This window comes from Deltaproteobacteria bacterium (genome assembly GCA_029860075.1).
Lineage (GTDB): Bacteria > Desulfobacterota > JADFVX01 > JADFVX01 > JADFVX01 > JAOUBX01.
The window spans coordinates 1-15,314 of record JAOUBX010000097.1 but is presented as its reverse complement, the minus strand read 5'-3'; the positions used below and the strand labels follow the sequence as shown (position 1 = coordinate 15,314).

Here is a 15,314-nt window from a genome sequence, read left to right as displayed (position 1 = left end):
GCTGACGTGCGGTTAGAGGTTGTTTCATAGGCTTTATTATAGCATAATGACGGTCAAGATTGAGCGCATTACGTACCGGTTATTACTTCCCTTTGGGTTAAACATGGGGAGTTCTCGGACAACCTGTCAAGATGCGACATATATTGCTCTGCTGTTTGTTGTGCTAAAATTAACATAGTTAATTTTTTCTTGTTTTTGCTATTTATTTATGATTAGTTTTGTTCTGGAAGCAGCAATGTGTTGTGATATTGAGGCAGTCCATAAGGTGAAAGGAGGTGGGCCTTACAATAAGGAAGAGGAAATAAACGTCAAATAAACATAAATAAAAAAGGAGAAATGAAATCATGGCAGAACCATTTTTAGGTGAAATAAGGATATTCGGCTTTAGTTTCAATCCCCGGGGATGGGCCTATTGCTCGGGGCAGTTGTTGTCCATCGGTCAGTACAGTGCGCTTTATTCCCTTCTCGGCACTTATTACGGGGGTGACGGAAGATCAACCTTCGGAGTACCCGACTTAAGGGGCCGCGTACCGATCAGTTTTGGTCAGGGTCCCGGCTTGTCTCACTACCCCCTGGCGTATAGGGGGGGGCTGGAAACAGTTCAGCTTCAACAGGCACAGATGCCTGTGCATACCCATACGGCAACTCCGGACCTAAAGTCCCATACACCCGCCAAAAGCGGTGCAGCAAACGTATCGAGCCCGGGAGGAAACGCTCCGGCTGAATATACGGTTGGCACTGAAAGAACACCGGAAAACCTTTATAGCGATACGCCTGATACCACCCTAAAGGCGGGGGAAGTGGATGGTACTATAGCCGTAGGAGAAGCCGGAGGCAGCCAGATGCATGAAAACAGGCAACCTTACCTTGCATTGAATTACTGTATCGCCCTGGATGGCCTATATCCTTCGCGTAACTAAAGTTCTCGGCTGAAATGAAAAAGAGAAATCAAAGTTCATCTGAAATAAACTTGCGTCCGGCCGGGGTGGAAGACGTCAAGTTCCTTAAAGAGGTATTTGCCGGGACTCGCCCTGATGTTATGGAAAATCCTCTTTTCAAAGATAAGGAAAAGAAAGATTTCATTAATTCACAATTTAATCTGCAGGACGTCCATTACCGAAAGAATTATCCCGGCGCAAGGTTCATGATTATATCGGAAGGCGGTCTGGATACGGGCCGCCTCTATCTTCACGAAGGGAAAGAGGATATAAGGATAATGGATATTGCCATACTCCCCCCTTTCAGAGGGCGGGGAATGGGGTCTTTATTAATCAGAGAGCTTCAGACCCAAGCGGCGGATTCAGAAAAGTCTCTTTCCATTCATGTGGAGGAAAACAATCCCGCAAAAAACCTCTATCACAGGCTGGGATTTGAAGCGCAGGGAGAGAAAGTTAACGGTGTTTACCAGCTTATGGTATGGAAACCATAAAAGGTCAGCTTTTATTGGGGACTATGCAAGAGATTAGACTGTAGGAGGAGAATTTATGCTGGACAAGTTAAGCAAGGCCAATTTCGAAAAATTAAAAGGAGATACCTTCCTCATATGCTTCGAACCTTTAAATCCCGTGGCTGTCGAACTGGTCGAAATATCTGAGTCGGACAGACCGCAGCCCGGTGATGTAAAGGGTCTGGCCAAGAGAAAACCTTTTTCGCTTCTTTTTAAATGCCCCAGAGATAAGGTAAATCCGGTTCAGGGGGTATTCAAGGTTGAACATGAAAAAGGGAAGGCAGAGGCTATGGAAATATTCCTTGTGCCCGTAATAGGGCCGGACAATGATAATATTTATTACGAGGCTGTATTTAATTAGCCCGTATTTTCACATGCCGTCCATTGGGCGGCATGTAATTTACCCTAATACAAGCTTGTTGCCGGATCATCAGAACCGTCCTATCTTCCTCTCAAAGCCGGGTTTTCTACCCAACATATATTTAAAAGATATAATGCTGCCATTTTGAGGCCTGCCCAGGTTATCCAGATACACAGGATTTGTGATGGTCGAGTCGTAATCTTCCAATGCGAATCCCCGGTAAACCCCTACATTAGTAATCAGCATTAGCTTATCAAGAGCGGTGTCGGCATTAGCGGGGATATTTACCTCTACCGGTGGAAAGTGATTTCTGCCTGATTCGTCGGTCATAATATTAGCGCTCAAAGAGACAGCACTTTTAGCCGTAAAATCTATCAATCGGCCGAGCCTTAACCGCCCCATGTCAGAGGTATCATTTTTCAATATCTCCGAGCCTTGCTTGTAAATGGGGCGCTCCTTTGTCCTGTCGGCAAGGCAGACGTCAACGGTTATCCTTTCAGGTATGAGTATACCCCCTTTACAGAGTTGGGGAGCAAGGTTGAGGGTGATGGCCGTATGGGTTTCTTTTTGCAGTGACTCCTGCATCGTTTCGGTTATGACCATGTGAAGAGGCTCCTCACCGGAATAGCTGTATGTTGCGGCGTCACACTGGACGTACTCTCTAATGAATCCACCGAAACCGAGACCTTTGATAATTTTTTCGGCTGAATCAAGTGAACGACGGTGTATCTCGAGGAGGGCAAAACTGACACTGCCCGGCGCAAGGCGGGACATAAGGGGAAGCGCAAGCAGGGCAAATGGACCGCAACCGGCATAGAGTATGTTAATTTTACGGCCCGGGAACTTTACCCTTAAGTCTTTAATTGCCTTTTCTATACCCCGCAGAAACATTGCCGTCCTGCGCGCTTCGCGAGCGCAACGTCCGGCATTCCGTGGCGATATAGCCATTCCGCTTTCCAGTATGGTATAGACGTTAATAGAAGGATCGATGGATCTGTCCTCGAGACCGGTTAGCGGCGCCAGGAGGTCGAACATGTCGTGACCTGCCTTAACAAGCTCCTTTGCTGAAGACCCTTCATCGAGAAGTGTGGTTGTCAACGAGGAAAGTTTCTCTTTTATTTCTTCTGCATCTCTTCTCAGGTACACTCTATCCTCTTATGATATAAACTGTATTATACGGAGAAAGAGAGAAGATAATAAAAATAAGCTGAAATGTCCACTTTTTATCTGCCCGGGTGGAGAGTTGGCGAGAAATACGGTTTAGGGCAGGCGCCTGCACAGGAAGGCCGCTTAATTTATATTTACGCTATACCGTCCATTTGCAGGGCATTGCTCAGGCGGCAAAAGGCCTCTATTGTCAGTTCTTCCGGTCTTTTTGACGCATCAATGCCTGCCCCGGCAAATAATGCCCCGGCATCTGCGTCTTTTGGCAGCAGGCCCTTTACCGAATTTGACAGTTTCTTTCTTCTCTGGGAAAAGGCGGCTTTTATCAGCCTCTCCAGCATGTTAAGGTCTTTAACGTCATATCTCGGACTTTCCGTGATTTCAAAAAGAAGGACGGCGGAAAATACCTTGGGCGCAGGGAAGAAGGCGCCGGGAGGAAGTTTAAAAGCAAGGGAAACATGGCTGTAGAGTTGCGGAAAGATTGAAAGAGCGCCATAATCCCTGCCGCCGGGAAGAGCAACAATCCGCTTTGCCACTTCGAGTTGAAACATAAGCACCATTTTTCCAATAAGATGTCTGTATTCAAAGAGCCTGAAAAGAATCGCTGTGGCTACATTATAGGGCAGGTTGGCAACGATCTTCAACCTGCCCCCGCTCTTTGATTCCAGCGTACTGAAATCAAACTTAAGGGCATCTGCCCCTATGATCTCAACATTATCACTGGAACTGAAAATCTCCCGCAGCTTTGAGAACAAATCCCTGTCAACTTCAAGGGCAATTACCCGGCACCCTGTTTCGGCCAGCAATCTCGTAATCGCTCCCCTGCCGGGACCGATCTCAACAATCGTATCTTCCGGGGTAATGGAAGCAAGTTCAACGATCTTTGCGGCATAACCGGTATCAGTTAAAAAATTCTGTCCAAACCTTTTCTTCGGTCTCGGGTCAGCGCTATCAGTCTCTCTTTTCTTCTTCGTGAGTGATATGGGCTTTTTCCTCTCTTTTTCTTTTAATTTTATCTTTTTCATACTTGACGGCAGAATAAATATACAGCGTCGCCACATAGGCAACGGCTGCCGCAACGACACCGACAACAAGACTCCCCATGGTGAGAGGCATGAGAAGATCGTAACCGAGTTGAAATATATCTTCCAGCGATGAAAAATCGGGCATCTTAAGGTCGGGGGTTCCGAGAAGATACTTGCCCATTTTAAAATTAAAGGTATAAATAGGGATAACGGTCATGGGATTGCTGATCCAGACACCTATGAGGGCGGCAATCTTGTTTTCCCTCAGTATCATGGCAAAGAAAAGAGCAATAGGCATTTGTATGCCCATGGTGGGCGTCATGCCGATAAAAACACCGAGAGCCATCCCCCTGGCCACCTCTTCAGCGCTTCCCCGAAGTCTTATAAAGCTAAGATAAAGATATCGCCCGGAGCGGTAGATGGGGGAGCCTTTGAATTTCATATTTCCCACCTCGCCACAGCATTCATGCCGAGACCGGCCCTGTCACCCCTTTTAAGGTAGTGATAACCGAGAGCGGCAATCATGGCGGCATTATCGGTACAAAGAAGGGGTGAAGGAAAATAAGCAGTCCCTCCCATATGAACGCACTCTTGCCGCATCACCTCTCTTAGCCTGCTGTTGCAGGCCACACCGCCCGATATGACGAGACTCTTTACATTATGTTCTCTGGCGGCCTTAATGCTTTTTTTGGTAAGCACATCGACAACCGCTTCCTGGAAACTTGCCGCAAGGTCATTAATTATACGGGGCAGGACGTCTGCCGGTTGCTTTTTTATGAACTGTGACGCCGCCGTTTTCATGCCGCTGAAGCTGAAATCAAGGTTGTCCCTGTCGAGGAGGCCTCTTGGAAAAGCAATGGCACGGGGATCCCCCTTTTTTGAAAGTTTGTCAATGGCCACACCGCCGGGATAACCAAGGCCCATCACCTTGGCCACCTTGTCAAGGGCTTCCCCTGCTGCATCATCGATGGTTCTGCCAAGCACTTCATAGACCCCCACCGCTTTCACCAGGTAGAGAGAGGTATGCCCCCCGGAAACAATAAGACCGATATAAGGAAAGTCAACCTTCTTTTCCAGCATGATTGCCATCAGGTGTCCTTCGATATGATTAACACCGACAAGAGGAATATTTCTGCTAAAGGCCATGGCCTTGGCCGTTGACAGGCCAATAAGGAGGGAGCCCACCAGGCCGGGGCCTTTTGTTACCGCTATGCCGTCAATAGCATCGAGAGTGAGTCCCGCCTCCTTTAATGCGGCATCAATGACAGGCACGATGGTCTCGATATGCTTTCTCGATGCAATCTCGGGAACGACCCCGCCATAAAGGGCATGGTCTTTTATCTGGGAAACGATGATATTGGAAAGTATCTCACAACCGTCACTGACAACAGAAGCCGCCGTTTCATCACAGGATGATTCGATGCCAAGTATCTTCAAATATAAGCTCCAAAACCAGAATTTACAGGACAAATATCAGGGGTTAGTTCTTTACCAAAGCGCTAAAGTATTTGACATTTCAGGGCAAAAAGACTAATATACTCCGTTCTAAAATAGAAAAATATATCATTTTCGAGAAGAAAAAAACACGTATTTTTAACGGCAAATCAATCGGGGACAAAAAAATAATGACTTCATACAACCTGACCCATTTAAAGCAGCTGGAAGCCGAATCCATCCATATAATCAGGGAGGTGGTGGCCGAATTCGACAATCCGGTTATGCTCTATTCTATCGGCAAGGATTCATCCGTTCTTGTTCATCTTGCCCTAAAGGCTTTTTATCCGGCGCCTCCACCCTTTCCACTGCTGCATGTTGACACAACATGGAAGTTCAGGGATATGATTGAATTCCGTGACCGTTTCTGCAAGGAGAAAAACCTCGACCTGAGAGTTCACATCAATAAAGAAGGCGCCGAAAAAAATATTAATCCCTTCGACCACGGTTCCAGTATCTATACTAACGTCATGAAAACGGAATCTCTCCGTCAGGCCCTCAATGAGGGGAAATACGACGCTGCCTTCGGCGGCGCCAGAAGGGATGAGGAAAAATCACGGGCCAAAGAGCGCATTTACTCTTTCCGCGACAACAAGCATCAGTGGGACCCCAAAAACCAGCGCCCCGAACTCTGGAATATTTATAACGGCAAAATCAAGACGGGAGAATCGATCAGGGTTTTCCCCCTCTCCAACTGGACGGAACTCGACGTATGGCAGTATATTTATATGGAAAATATTGAAATAGTTCCTCTTTATTTTTCCAAAAAAAGGCCTGTCGTGGAAAGAGACGGGAATATCATTATGGTTGACGATGAACGATTCCGGCTCCTCCCCGGCGAAGAACCGGAGATGAGAATGATACGTTTTAGAACACTGGGCTGCTACCCTCTTTCCGGCGCAATAGAATCGACAGCGGCAACCCTTCCCGAGATCATTCAGGAAATGCTGCTCACAAAACAGTCGGAAAGACAGGGACGTGTCATCGATCATGATGAAGCGGCTTCCATGGAGAAGAAGAAAAGAGAGGGATATTTTTAATGAGTGCGACAGGAATAAACGAACAGGAATTAATTGCAAAAGATATCCTTGCTTATTTAAAGCGACAGGAAAACAAGGAGCTTCTCCGCCTCCTCACCTGCGGTTCCGTCGATGACGGGAAAAGCACCCTCATAGGAAGGCTTTTGCATGATACAAAGCTTATCTATGAAGACCAGCTCGCATCCATTAAAAAAGACAGTGAGAAAAAAGGCTCAGCCGGTGAAGAACTCGATCTTGCACTCCTCGTAGACGGGCTTGCAGCGGAGCGCGAGCAGGGAATTACCATTGATGTTGCCTACCGCTACTTTTCTACGGAAAAACGGAAATTCATCATCGCCGACACACCGGGCCACGAACAATATACGAGAAATATGGCTACAGGCGCTTCAACCTGTGACCTTGCAATCATTCTCATTGACGCCCGCTACGGCGTGCTTCCGCAAACAAAGCGGCACAGCTTCATCTGCGCCCTCCTCGGCATCAGGCACATTGTCGTTGCCGTCAACAAAATGGACCTCGTTGATTTTGACGAGGAAGTTTTCAACAGCATATGCCGTGATTACAAATCTTTTTCAGCCAAGCTCGACATCGATGATATTCATTTCATTCCTATCTCGGCGCTGAAAGGAGATAACGTTGTCGACACAACGGAAAGCATGAGCTGGCACAAGTCAGGATCGCTGCTCAACTATCTTGAAACGGTCCACATAGGGTCGGACAGAAACCTCATTGATCTCAGACTTCCCGTACAATACGTCAACAGGCCCGATCTCCATTTCAGAGGATTTGCGGGAACCATGGCGTCGGGCATCCTGCGGCCCGGTGATGAAGTGGTTGCTCTCCCCGGAGGCCGGAAAAGCCGCGTCAAGGAGATCATTACCTACGAAGGCAAGGTGGAAGAAGCCTATCCTCCTCTCGCTATTACCGTTACCCTTGAAGATGAAATTGATGTGAGCCGCGGGGACCTGTTCTCACGCAGCGGCAACAGACCCAGAGTGGATCGCGACTTTGAGGCAATGGTGGTATGGATGGCAGAAAAACCCATGAAACAGGGAGAGCAGTATTTGATCAAACACACCTCCAACCTGGTGGGCGCTGCCATTTCCGACCTTCGTTATAAAGTCGATATTAACGAACTGGGAAGAGAAGAAGCTGAGGAACTGAAACTTAATGAAGTAGGACGCTGCCATCTGTCACTGGACAGGGCAATTCCCTTTGATCCCTACCGGAAAAACAGAACGACAGGAGCCTTCATCCTCATTGACAGAATTACCAATAATACCATCGCCGCAGGAATGATCATCGACCGCCAGATAAGCCCTGACGAGAGGGCTTCATTCTGGGAAACAGGTCCCCCGGCCGAGTTCCTGGAACGTCAGACCAGCCGCGTATCCATTGAAGAAAGGAGCAGCCGTTACGGCCACAGTTCAAAAACTATTCTTCTTACAGGACTGACGGGTTCAGGAAAAACCTCTGTTGCCTATGCCCTGGAAAGGCGTCTCTTTGATGGTGGACGCGCCGCTACCGTTCTTGATGGAGAAAACATGCGTCTCGGTATCAGCAAAGACCTCGGTTTCAGCGCTAACGAGAGATCGGAAAACCTGAGGAGAGCAGCGGAAGTGGCTAAACTTTTCAATGATTCGGGCCTTATATGTATCGCTTCTTTCGTCGCAGCCAGCGCCCATGTAAGAGCAAAGGTTAAAAAAGAGATCGGAGAAGAAAGATACCTTGAAATTTATCTCTCTTCACCGCTGGAAGTTTGCCGGGAACGTGACAGAAAAGGTCATTATGAGAAGGCGGATAAGGGTGAACTAAAAGACATCCCCGGTATTTCGGCACCTTATGACGAACCGGAATCACCGGACCTCGTGCTCGAAACAGACAAGCTTTCAGTCGATGAATGCGTAGACCGGATTATGAGACTGCTTGAAACCTAGCCTGGAAAATCTATTTCCAGGAAAAGAAAAAGGCCCCTTCACGGGGCCTTTCCTGTTTCCAGTACTCATTCACTGTGCCCTTGCACGGTCCAGCAAGGCCTGCGAATGCTTCCTCGCCGCTTCAAATTCCGCTTCCGTCATTCCCGCTCCAAGGGCAACCTTTTTGGCAAAATCGAGAGGCAATAAATCACCGGGACTGTGCGCATCGCTATTGATAACAAGTTTTGCCCCAACCTTTCTGGCCATACTAACGACATGGCCATTGGCAAAGGAGTGGCCCTTTCTCCCCGATATTTCGAGACAGACATTATTTTCCCGCGCAAGAACAACCTCTTCTTCCGTAATAAGGCCGGGATGTGAAAGTATATCCACTTTCGCCCTGAGGGCCGCCAAATTCGTTCCTTTGCACACAGGCTCTGTAATAGTTTCACCATGGACAACGACAATCCTGGCGCCAAGCTTTCTTGCCTCATCGGCAAGGGAAGGAATGAGCCTGGGTGGCACATGGGTCAGTTCTATTCCGGGAACAGGCGTAACGCCCCACTCATCGCCAATATCGTTACAGACCTTAACGATATTGGGAATGATGATCCCAAGGTTCGACGAGTCACCATGATCGGTAATGGCAATGGCCCTGTATCCGGCATGGGCTGCCCGCCTGACGAGTTCCGAAGGAACAAGTTCGCCGTCACTGAAAAAAGTATGTGTATGCAGATCGACCACGATTGTCTCCTGTCAAAGTTTTAAAGATTCAGAAATGCGTCAAGAAGTTTGCGCAATTGCTTTGACGCATCCTCTTCTCTCATATCTTCCATGTTCATCTGGTAAAGCTTTTTATCTCCCCAATCAGCCCTTTTGGAATTTATATTCAAAAGAACGGAAGTGAGTTTCATCGATTCTTTAAGCATGGCCACAACCTCCTTATTAGCGCTGTCAAGCGCTTCGTCTCTCAGCAGAATAACGCCCACCGAGTCTCCAAGTAAAGGCGGCCAGAGCGGACTGCCTGACAAATTAGTCGGGAAAACGATAAAAAGAAGGGTAATATTATCACTTGCCCTGATTTTTCCAAGTTCACCAACAGGCATAGACTTATTATTCCCCGTAAAAAATGCTTTTTCAAGGCTAAATCCCGCAATATGGGAAAGAGACTCGGCCAGAGCCGCAGCATGGTCCATATTACTGCAAAAGACGGGGATTTTTACAATATCCATATTATAGCCTTCTCTGAAGGGTGAAGAGAGGGACTCCTTTATGGCAAAAGCCTCTTCCGCTGTCAACAGGGGTTCGGCCTTTTTGTCCCTGGCGCCCTCTCTTTCACTAATACCAATAACGCCCTTCGATATGAGGGTATTAATCGTCATCATTACATCATAGTCGGAATAGACGCTGTTATTGATAACATCTTCCACCTTTTTGTAATAAGAGAGAAGAGAGATAACCTCTTTTGTCATGGGCCTCAAATTTTTCGGAATGCGAGAGGAATCAACCTTGAGTGTAATGGTCGCATCCATCGTTGGAAATTCACCGGCCATACGCTTCCACTCGTCAATCTGGCGCATACCTTCCATGAGAAGAGAATCAATAGCCTTGGTAATATTTTCACCGGGATTAAAGTTTTTGGGAATGTACTCGAACTTGCCTGAACTCCAGCCGAGCATCCTGTAGAGCGCTTTTTCCCCCTTTGCAATACCGGCATTTGCATTAATAACCTCTCCATTTTTGAGAAATACCATTCCCTCCTCAAAAGTCTCTTCCCTCCTGACCACCAGGGCGCCGCTCTTCTTATTCATACTGAACACCTGGAGAATGTCGACAAGAGACATCTGGGCAAGATTGCCCTCTATCTCCCTGGCCTCATCCTGCACATCCATGGCCGTTTCCGACTTTTTAAGAGAGGCCTTTATCCTGGTCAGCACCTCCTCGAGATTATAAGGTTTTTTTATGACGGCATTCCGAAAATAAGGGAGGTAGACAGGATTAATGTCACCTGAACTTAAAAAAACGATGGGCACGTCTTTCACTCTGGGATTACTCTTTAGTATCTGCGAGATCTTGACAGCATTAAGAAGCGGAAGGACAATCTCCGTGACAATAACGTCAGGCCCCCCTTCGAGGGCCTTTTGAAGCGCTGTGGGGCCATCTTTTGCGTAGAGGACTTCCAGCCCTCCCTCTTTCAGGGCCAGACCGAGTACTTTTGCGCTTTCCCTGTCAGGCTCTGCAAGAAGCACTTTTTTGGTATTATTTTCCATAAAGTATTATATCCATTGCAAGAGGTAATGATCACGCAATTTTGAAATCAACTTCTCAACAGTATATAAATCGGACGTATGAAAAGAAGTATAGCTATTATAGTTCTTTTGACCATAATAGGCGTAACCGGCCTCTTCATTCAAAAAGAGAATGGTGTTAAAAAAGGCTTCTCCCTCCTTAAGGTAAACGGGAGTAATATTGGGAATATTCCATTGTTCACTTCCCCGCTTGCCAATAACGAAAATCCTCATGGTAAGATTATCTGCCTGCCCAATCTTCTTGCAAAACTCGTCATTCGGTGATATCTGCTCCGCCCCCAGAAAAAGCACTCCCCGCAGAAAAGGCCTGCTAATAATTTCATTTACAAAAAGGTCCCTCAACCGGAAATAAAAGGTATCGTCCATGTCAGAGTAAATGTAAGGCGCAGCAGCGCTGCAAATCCCCCCGCAGGTATCCATTAGGGGAGAAAGGGTCTCACTACCATTAATAAGCGTATCAACAGCCTCCCAGTATTTTTTATCGACGAGATCAAGCTTTAGAAAAAGATTATTCCTCAATTCATCAGCTCTCTTATTGACACTGTTCATGAGGGTATCCATATGGACGCCGTCTCTCGGAAAAGAGGCGGAAACGGTAAGGACCTCTACTGAAGAACTGCTGATACCGTCACTCACATACTTTACGCCTGCAATAGCTTCCTCCATTCGCTTTACAGCCATGATTGAACCAAAATAGTCCGTCTCCGGAAGAAGCAGATAAAATTCCCTCTCACCAATGCCGGCCAGAATATCGGAATGCCTGATAGCATCGGAAATTTTTTCTATAATGCCGGTTATGCTGTTTTTTACCTGGGTTGCGGCAAAATTTTTCTTAAGCTCGTCCAGGTTGTCTATTTTGATAACCGCCACAGAAAAGGGCCGTCTGTACCTGGATGCCGTAAAGATCTGTTTGTTAAAGGTTTCGAGAAAGAATTTGTAGCTGTATACACCAAAATTTTTGTCAAGAAGTGAGCTGTCCTCAAGAGAAGTCAGTTTCCTTGCATTATTAAGGGCAAGCTGGGAAAATTCAGCCACAATACCTGCAAACTTAAAGTCCCTGTCATCATACTTCTGCCCCCCCCTTTTTGATGAAAGTTCGACAACGGCAACGACCCTGTCCTGCAACAGGAAGGGAACAAAAAAGGAATTAACTTTCCCCTGGGAACGGAAAAAAGGCACCCCTGCCCTGACCCCTTTTTGCCATTCTTCATCTTGCAGCGGGAGCTTTTTTCCTGCCCTCTGATCACTGCCGCCAAGAGATGCCTTGATAATCCATCCTGCTTCAAGGCCGCTATAGCTTAGCCAGAAATAGGCCTCTTTAGAACCCGTCTCTTCAGCCATTGCTTCCGTTACGTAATTCATGAGGGCCGTAAAATCATTAATAGAGAGAATTTTCAGGCACTTTTTATAAATGGAAAGCACTTCAAAGAGATCGACACTCTCCTGCAAAAGCCTGGAGTGCTCTACAAGGATCTTTTGCCGCTTAACGACCCTGTTGAGGGCATAAAGGAGGTCTTCACGATTAATCGGCTTGAGGATATAATCACTGGCGCCGTTTTTCATGGCCTCGACGGCCGCTTCAATTTCCGAGACATGAGTGACAATTATAATGTCCTGATCGGGAGATACTTTTCTGATTTCCCTGATCGTCCTGATACCGTCCCAACCGGGCATAACCATATCGGCAATGATCACATCAAAGCTCTCCTCCCTGATAAGCTCCAATGCCTCCCGACCGCCTTCAACAGCAATAACGGTAAAGTCTTCAGAAGCGAGAATACCCTCATAAAGCTCCCTGAAGAATTTTTCGTCATCAATGACAAGAAGCCGTTTCTTACTCAATGCGCCCTCCCCCTGCTCATAAAAGAAGCGAAAAAAGCGCCCGAACCACTGCCTGCCGCATCAGCAAGGAAATCAAAAACATCGCATTCTCTGGTGGGAACAAAATACTGGTGAAACTCATCGCTAATACCGTATATGGAGCCTATCATAAAGGCCGGAAGAAGGGGTTTTCCTTCCCATCGTTCCCCGGCAAGTGCAAAATAGAGCAAAAAACCGAAAATTCCATATTCAAAAAAGTGCAGCACTTTATCAAACATGAAAAAGGGAGCTAATGCATGGGGAGAGGCTGACAGTGACGACATGTAAAAAATGAGGGAGGCATAGCATAAAACAGCCGCCCACTTGATGATTCTGCTGTTTATGGGTGAATTAACGATTTTTTCGTGGATCACTTGGAATACCTCGCTAAGTCAGCAACTACATCTTGTATTTTCCAAAATCTTCGGCAGAAAGGTTTTCCAGAATACTTCTCAGTTCTGCGCTGCTCTTACTTTTCATAGACTCGGCAGAAAGATCAATTACCCTGGCCTTATCTATAATACTTTCATTTACAAGTATGGGAGCAAAAGAACGCATGGCAATGGCAATAGCGTCACTCGGCCTTGCATCTAGCTCGATAAGCTCTCCTTTAGCATCTGAAAGATAGAGTGTCGCATAAAAGACATTATCATAAAGATCCGTAATGGCTACCTTTTGGACATCTGCGCCAAGCGTCGAGATTATATTTTTGGCAAGGTCATGGGTCATGGGGCGATCAGACTTTATGCTTTCAAGCGACGTCAGTATGGCAGCAGCCTCCATGATACCCACCCAGACAGGAAGCGTTTTTTTCTCCTCCATATCCTTGAGTATGACCATGGGAATATATGTTGAGGGATCTACAATTACCCCGCTAACCCTCATTTCAAGAAATTTCATGTGCTATACCTTAATTAGAGATTCAGTGAAGCCTGCTCAGTTCACCCTGCAGGGAGTTGGTAAAAGCGCCGGTAATATGAACAAGCACTGTTTTGGAAAACAGATCTTCACCCCCCCTGAAATTAACGACCCGGTTACCCGGTGTGCGACCTCTCACCATGGCTTCCCCTTTTTTGCTAGCCCCTTCCACAAGAACAGGTTCGATCTTTCCAATCTGTGCCCTGTTGGTTTCCATACTGTGTTCTTTCTGCAAAGCCTGAAGGGTGGCCAGCCTGATCTCCTTTTCACTTTCGGGAACATTATCCTTCAGATCGGCCGCCGCTGTCCCCGGCCGTTTCGAATATTTAAAGGAGAATGATGAATCATACCTTATCACATTCATTAGTTCCAGCGTCTTTTCAAAATCCTCTCTGCCTTCACCGGGAAAACCAACGATAATATCCGTCGAAATAGCTATGTGGGGAACAAGGGTTTTCAGCTTTTTAACCTTTTCCATATAGCTGCCCACCGTATAAACCCTTTTCATTGTTGATAAGACCTTGTCCGATCCGGACTGGACAGGGAGATGGAGATGCTTGCAAAGTTTATCCACCTCTGCAAAGGCGCTAATAAGATCATCTGAAAGGTCCTTGGGATGAGATGTTGCAAAGCGTATCCGCTCTATTCCATCCACTTCGGCCACCTTCCTTATGAGTTGGGAAAAACCAACGCCATCAGATGATCCATTGCCATAGGAATTGACATTCTGACCTAAAAGGGTAATCTCTTTTACTCCAAATTGAGCAAGCTTTAGCACTTCATCCCTGATATCTCCCCAGGGCCTGCTCGTTTCACGCCCCCTCACATAGGGAACAATGCAGTAGGTGCAGAAATTATTGCAGCCCCGCATAATATTGACGTAAGCCTTAATACCCCCTTCTTCGGGAGCCGGGTAAACAAGCGGTTCGGGAGAATCGAAAAATTCCGTCTCCAGCACCTGCCCCCGCTTTTCATAAACCGATTTGATCATGTCAGGCAGCTTGTGTATATTATGCGTGCCAAAAACAATATCGAGATGAGGCGCCCGCCTGAACATTTCATCCTTTTCCTGCTGGGCCACACAACCGCCGACACCGACAATAACATGGGGACGCCTGGTTTTTATCTTTTTAAAACGCCCCAGTTCACTGTAAACCTTATGCTCGGCCTTCCAGCGGATACTGCAGGTATTGAGAAGAATAATATCAGCATCTTCGGCTTCATTAACAGAACCGATATTCATATCGGCAAGCAGGCTTTTAATCTTGCTCGAATCGGCGTCATTCATCTGACAACCGAAGGTTTTTAAATAAAGTTTTTTATCATTTTCCATAGTGCGATTTTAAAGTAAAAAGGGGGTAAATTGCAAGGATGCATTCAAGATCGGGAGGGAAGATTGTTTCATGAAATGCCTTATCAAAATCAACCGCCCCCGGCAAGTTGACAGAACATGAATGGGAATAATTTATTTTTTATCCCTGCCCGGCCGAGGCGGGATAAAAATTGCATCTGCCAGGGACAAAAAAAGGGCTGCGGCGAATAAAACTACAGCCCTTTTTCATTCTATCTGCGCCGGAGGCCGGCATCGAACCGAAATGGCGTTGCCCCCGCGGGATTTTAGGAAGGGAATATACCGTCAATCGCCGTCATTCTCTTCTTCCCGGTGGTCATGGTCTTCTCCTTCATCATCGTCATCATGAGACTCACTGCGGGAACTGAAATACCATTCTCCCTCCATTATCCTCAGGTACCTGGCAAGAAGCGTTCTCAATCCTGACGC

At 46.8% G+C, this 15,314-nt stretch carries 15 protein-coding genes; 5 read left to right on the top strand and 10 right to left on the bottom strand.

Annotated elements, in window-relative coordinates:
* Positions 1-344 precede the first annotated feature (344 nt).
* From OEV42_19315 to OEV42_19305, 3 genes are read left to right on the top strand one after another with little or no spacing between them, the layout of a single operon-like run.
* Positions 345-920, top strand: coding sequence for a tail fiber protein (locus OEV42_19315; GenBank protein MDH3976419.1), 576 nt, complete (start codon positions 345-347; stop codon positions 918-920).
* 14 nt (positions 921-934) lie between these two features.
* Positions 935-1,429: a GNAT family N-acetyltransferase gene (locus OEV42_19310; protein MDH3976418.1), complete on the top strand. Its 495-nt coding sequence runs from the start codon at positions 935-937 to the stop codon at positions 1,427-1,429.
* Positions 1,430-1,484: 55 nt separating this feature from the next.
* A complete protein-coding gene (locus OEV42_19305; protein ID MDH3976417.1) occupies positions 1,485-1,808 on the top strand; it encodes a hypothetical protein in 324 nt (107 codons plus the stop codon).
* A gap of 69 nt (positions 1,809-1,877) precedes the next feature.
* Here OEV42_19305 and OEV42_19300 read toward each other — a convergent pair whose 3' ends face one another.
* From OEV42_19300 to tsaD, 4 genes are all read right to left on the bottom strand, one after another.
* Positions 1,878-2,954, bottom strand: a complete 1,077-nt coding sequence (locus tag OEV42_19300; protein ID MDH3976416.1) for a hypothetical protein — start codon at positions 2,952-2,954, stop codon at positions 1,878-1,880.
* A gap of 155 nt (positions 2,955-3,109) precedes the next feature.
* Positions 3,110-3,997 (bottom strand): 16S rRNA (adenine(1518)-N(6)/adenine(1519)-N(6))-dimethyltransferase RsmA, encoded by an 888-nt coding sequence (rsmA, locus tag OEV42_19295; GenBank protein MDH3976415.1) that lies wholly within the window; start codon positions 3,995-3,997, stop codon positions 3,110-3,112.
* Positions 3,924-4,439: a DUF2062 domain-containing protein gene (locus OEV42_19290; protein MDH3976414.1), complete on the bottom strand. Its 516-nt coding sequence runs from the start codon at positions 4,437-4,439 to the stop codon at positions 3,924-3,926. Before OEV42_19290 ends, rsmA begins: the two co-directional genes overlap by 74 nt.
* A complete protein-coding gene (gene tsaD, locus OEV42_19285) occupies positions 4,436-5,434 on the bottom strand; it encodes a tRNA (adenosine(37)-N6)-threonylcarbamoyltransferase complex transferase subunit TsaD (protein ID MDH3976413.1) in 999 nt (332 codons plus the stop codon). The genes OEV42_19290 and tsaD overlap by 4 nt, the downstream gene beginning before the upstream one ends.
* A gap of 170 nt (positions 5,435-5,604) precedes the next feature.
* Between tsaD and cysD the strand changes: the two genes are divergently transcribed.
* Together cysD and cysN are read left to right on the top strand one after the other, a co-directional pair.
* Positions 5,605-6,531 carry a sulfate adenylyltransferase subunit CysD gene (gene cysD, locus OEV42_19280; protein ID MDH3976412.1) on the top strand — a complete coding sequence of 309 codons (927 nt, stop codon included), beginning with the start codon at positions 5,605-5,607 and terminating at the stop codon, positions 6,529-6,531.
* On the top strand, positions 6,531-8,468 hold the full coding sequence (gene cysN, locus OEV42_19275) for a sulfate adenylyltransferase subunit CysN (protein MDH3976411.1): 1,938 nt from the start codon (positions 6,531-6,533) through the stop codon (positions 8,466-8,468). The genes cysD and cysN overlap by 1 nt, the downstream gene beginning before the upstream one ends.
* 69 nt (positions 8,469-8,537) lie before the next feature.
* Here cysN and OEV42_19270 read toward each other — a convergent pair whose 3' ends face one another.
* Genes OEV42_19270 through miaB form a run of 6 tightly spaced genes read right to left on the bottom strand, consistent with a single transcriptional unit; the run spans position 8,538 to position 14,867 of the window.
* Complete coding sequence (locus tag OEV42_19270; protein MDH3976410.1) at positions 8,538-9,191, bottom strand: histidinol phosphate phosphatase domain-containing protein; 654 nt, start codon at positions 9,189-9,191, stop codon at positions 8,538-8,540.
* 20 nt (positions 9,192-9,211) lie between these two features.
* Complete coding sequence (locus tag OEV42_19265) at positions 9,212-10,717, bottom strand: DUF4388 domain-containing protein (protein ID MDH3976409.1); 1,506 nt, start codon at positions 10,715-10,717, stop codon at positions 9,212-9,214.
* A 6-nt stretch (positions 10,718-10,723) separates the two neighbouring features.
* Positions 10,724-12,598 (bottom strand): response regulator, encoded by a 1,875-nt coding sequence (locus OEV42_19260; GenBank protein MDH3976408.1) that lies wholly within the window; start codon positions 12,596-12,598, stop codon positions 10,724-10,726.
* Positions 12,595-12,990, bottom strand: coding sequence for a VanZ family protein (locus OEV42_19255; protein ID MDH3976407.1), 396 nt, complete (start codon positions 12,988-12,990; stop codon positions 12,595-12,597). The genes OEV42_19260 and OEV42_19255 overlap by 4 nt, the downstream gene beginning before the upstream one ends.
* Before the next feature lie 25 nt (positions 12,991-13,015).
* Positions 13,016-13,516 carry a bifunctional nuclease family protein gene (locus OEV42_19250; GenBank protein MDH3976406.1) on the bottom strand — a complete coding sequence of 167 codons (501 nt, stop codon included), beginning with the start codon at positions 13,514-13,516 and terminating at the stop codon, positions 13,016-13,018.
* A gap of 22 nt (positions 13,517-13,538) precedes the next feature.
* Positions 13,539-14,867: a tRNA (N6-isopentenyl adenosine(37)-C2)-methylthiotransferase MiaB gene (miaB, locus tag OEV42_19245; GenBank protein ID MDH3976405.1), complete on the bottom strand. Its 1,329-nt coding sequence runs from the start codon at positions 14,865-14,867 to the stop codon at positions 13,539-13,541.
* Positions 14,868-15,314: the final 447 nt, after the last annotated feature.

Bases quoted from the DNA above. Each gene is read 5' to 3' on its own strand.
- OEV42_19290 (MDH3976414.1), bottom strand. From the start codon at position 4,439: ATGAAATTCAAAGGCTCCCCCATCTACCGCTCCGGGCGATATCTTTAT.
- OEV42_19310 (MDH3976418.1), top strand. From the start codon at position 935: ATGAAAAAGAGAAATCAAAGTTCATCTGAAATAAACTTGCGTCCGGCC.
- cysN (MDH3976411.1), top strand. From the start codon at position 6,531: ATGAGTGCGACAGGAATAAACGAACAGGAATTAATTGCAAAAGATATC.
- OEV42_19250 (MDH3976406.1), bottom strand. From the start codon at position 13,516: ATGAAATTTCTTGAAATGAGGGTTAGCGGGGTAATTGTAGATCCCTCA.
- rsmA (MDH3976415.1), bottom strand. From the start codon at position 3,997: ATGAAAAAGATAAAATTAAAAGAAAAAGAGAGGAAAAAGCCCATATCA.
- OEV42_19305 (MDH3976417.1), top strand. From the start codon at position 1,485: ATGCTGGACAAGTTAAGCAAGGCCAATTTCGAAAAATTAAAAGGAGAT.
- OEV42_19315 (MDH3976419.1), top strand. From the start codon at position 345: ATGGCAGAACCATTTTTAGGTGAAATAAGGATATTCGGCTTTAGTTTC.
- miaB (MDH3976405.1), bottom strand. From the start codon at position 14,867: ATGGAAAATGATAAAAAACTTTATTTAAAAACCTTCGGTTGTCAGATG.
- OEV42_19265 (MDH3976409.1), bottom strand. From the start codon at position 10,717: ATGGAAAATAATACCAAAAAAGTGCTTCTTGCAGAGCCTGACAGGGAA.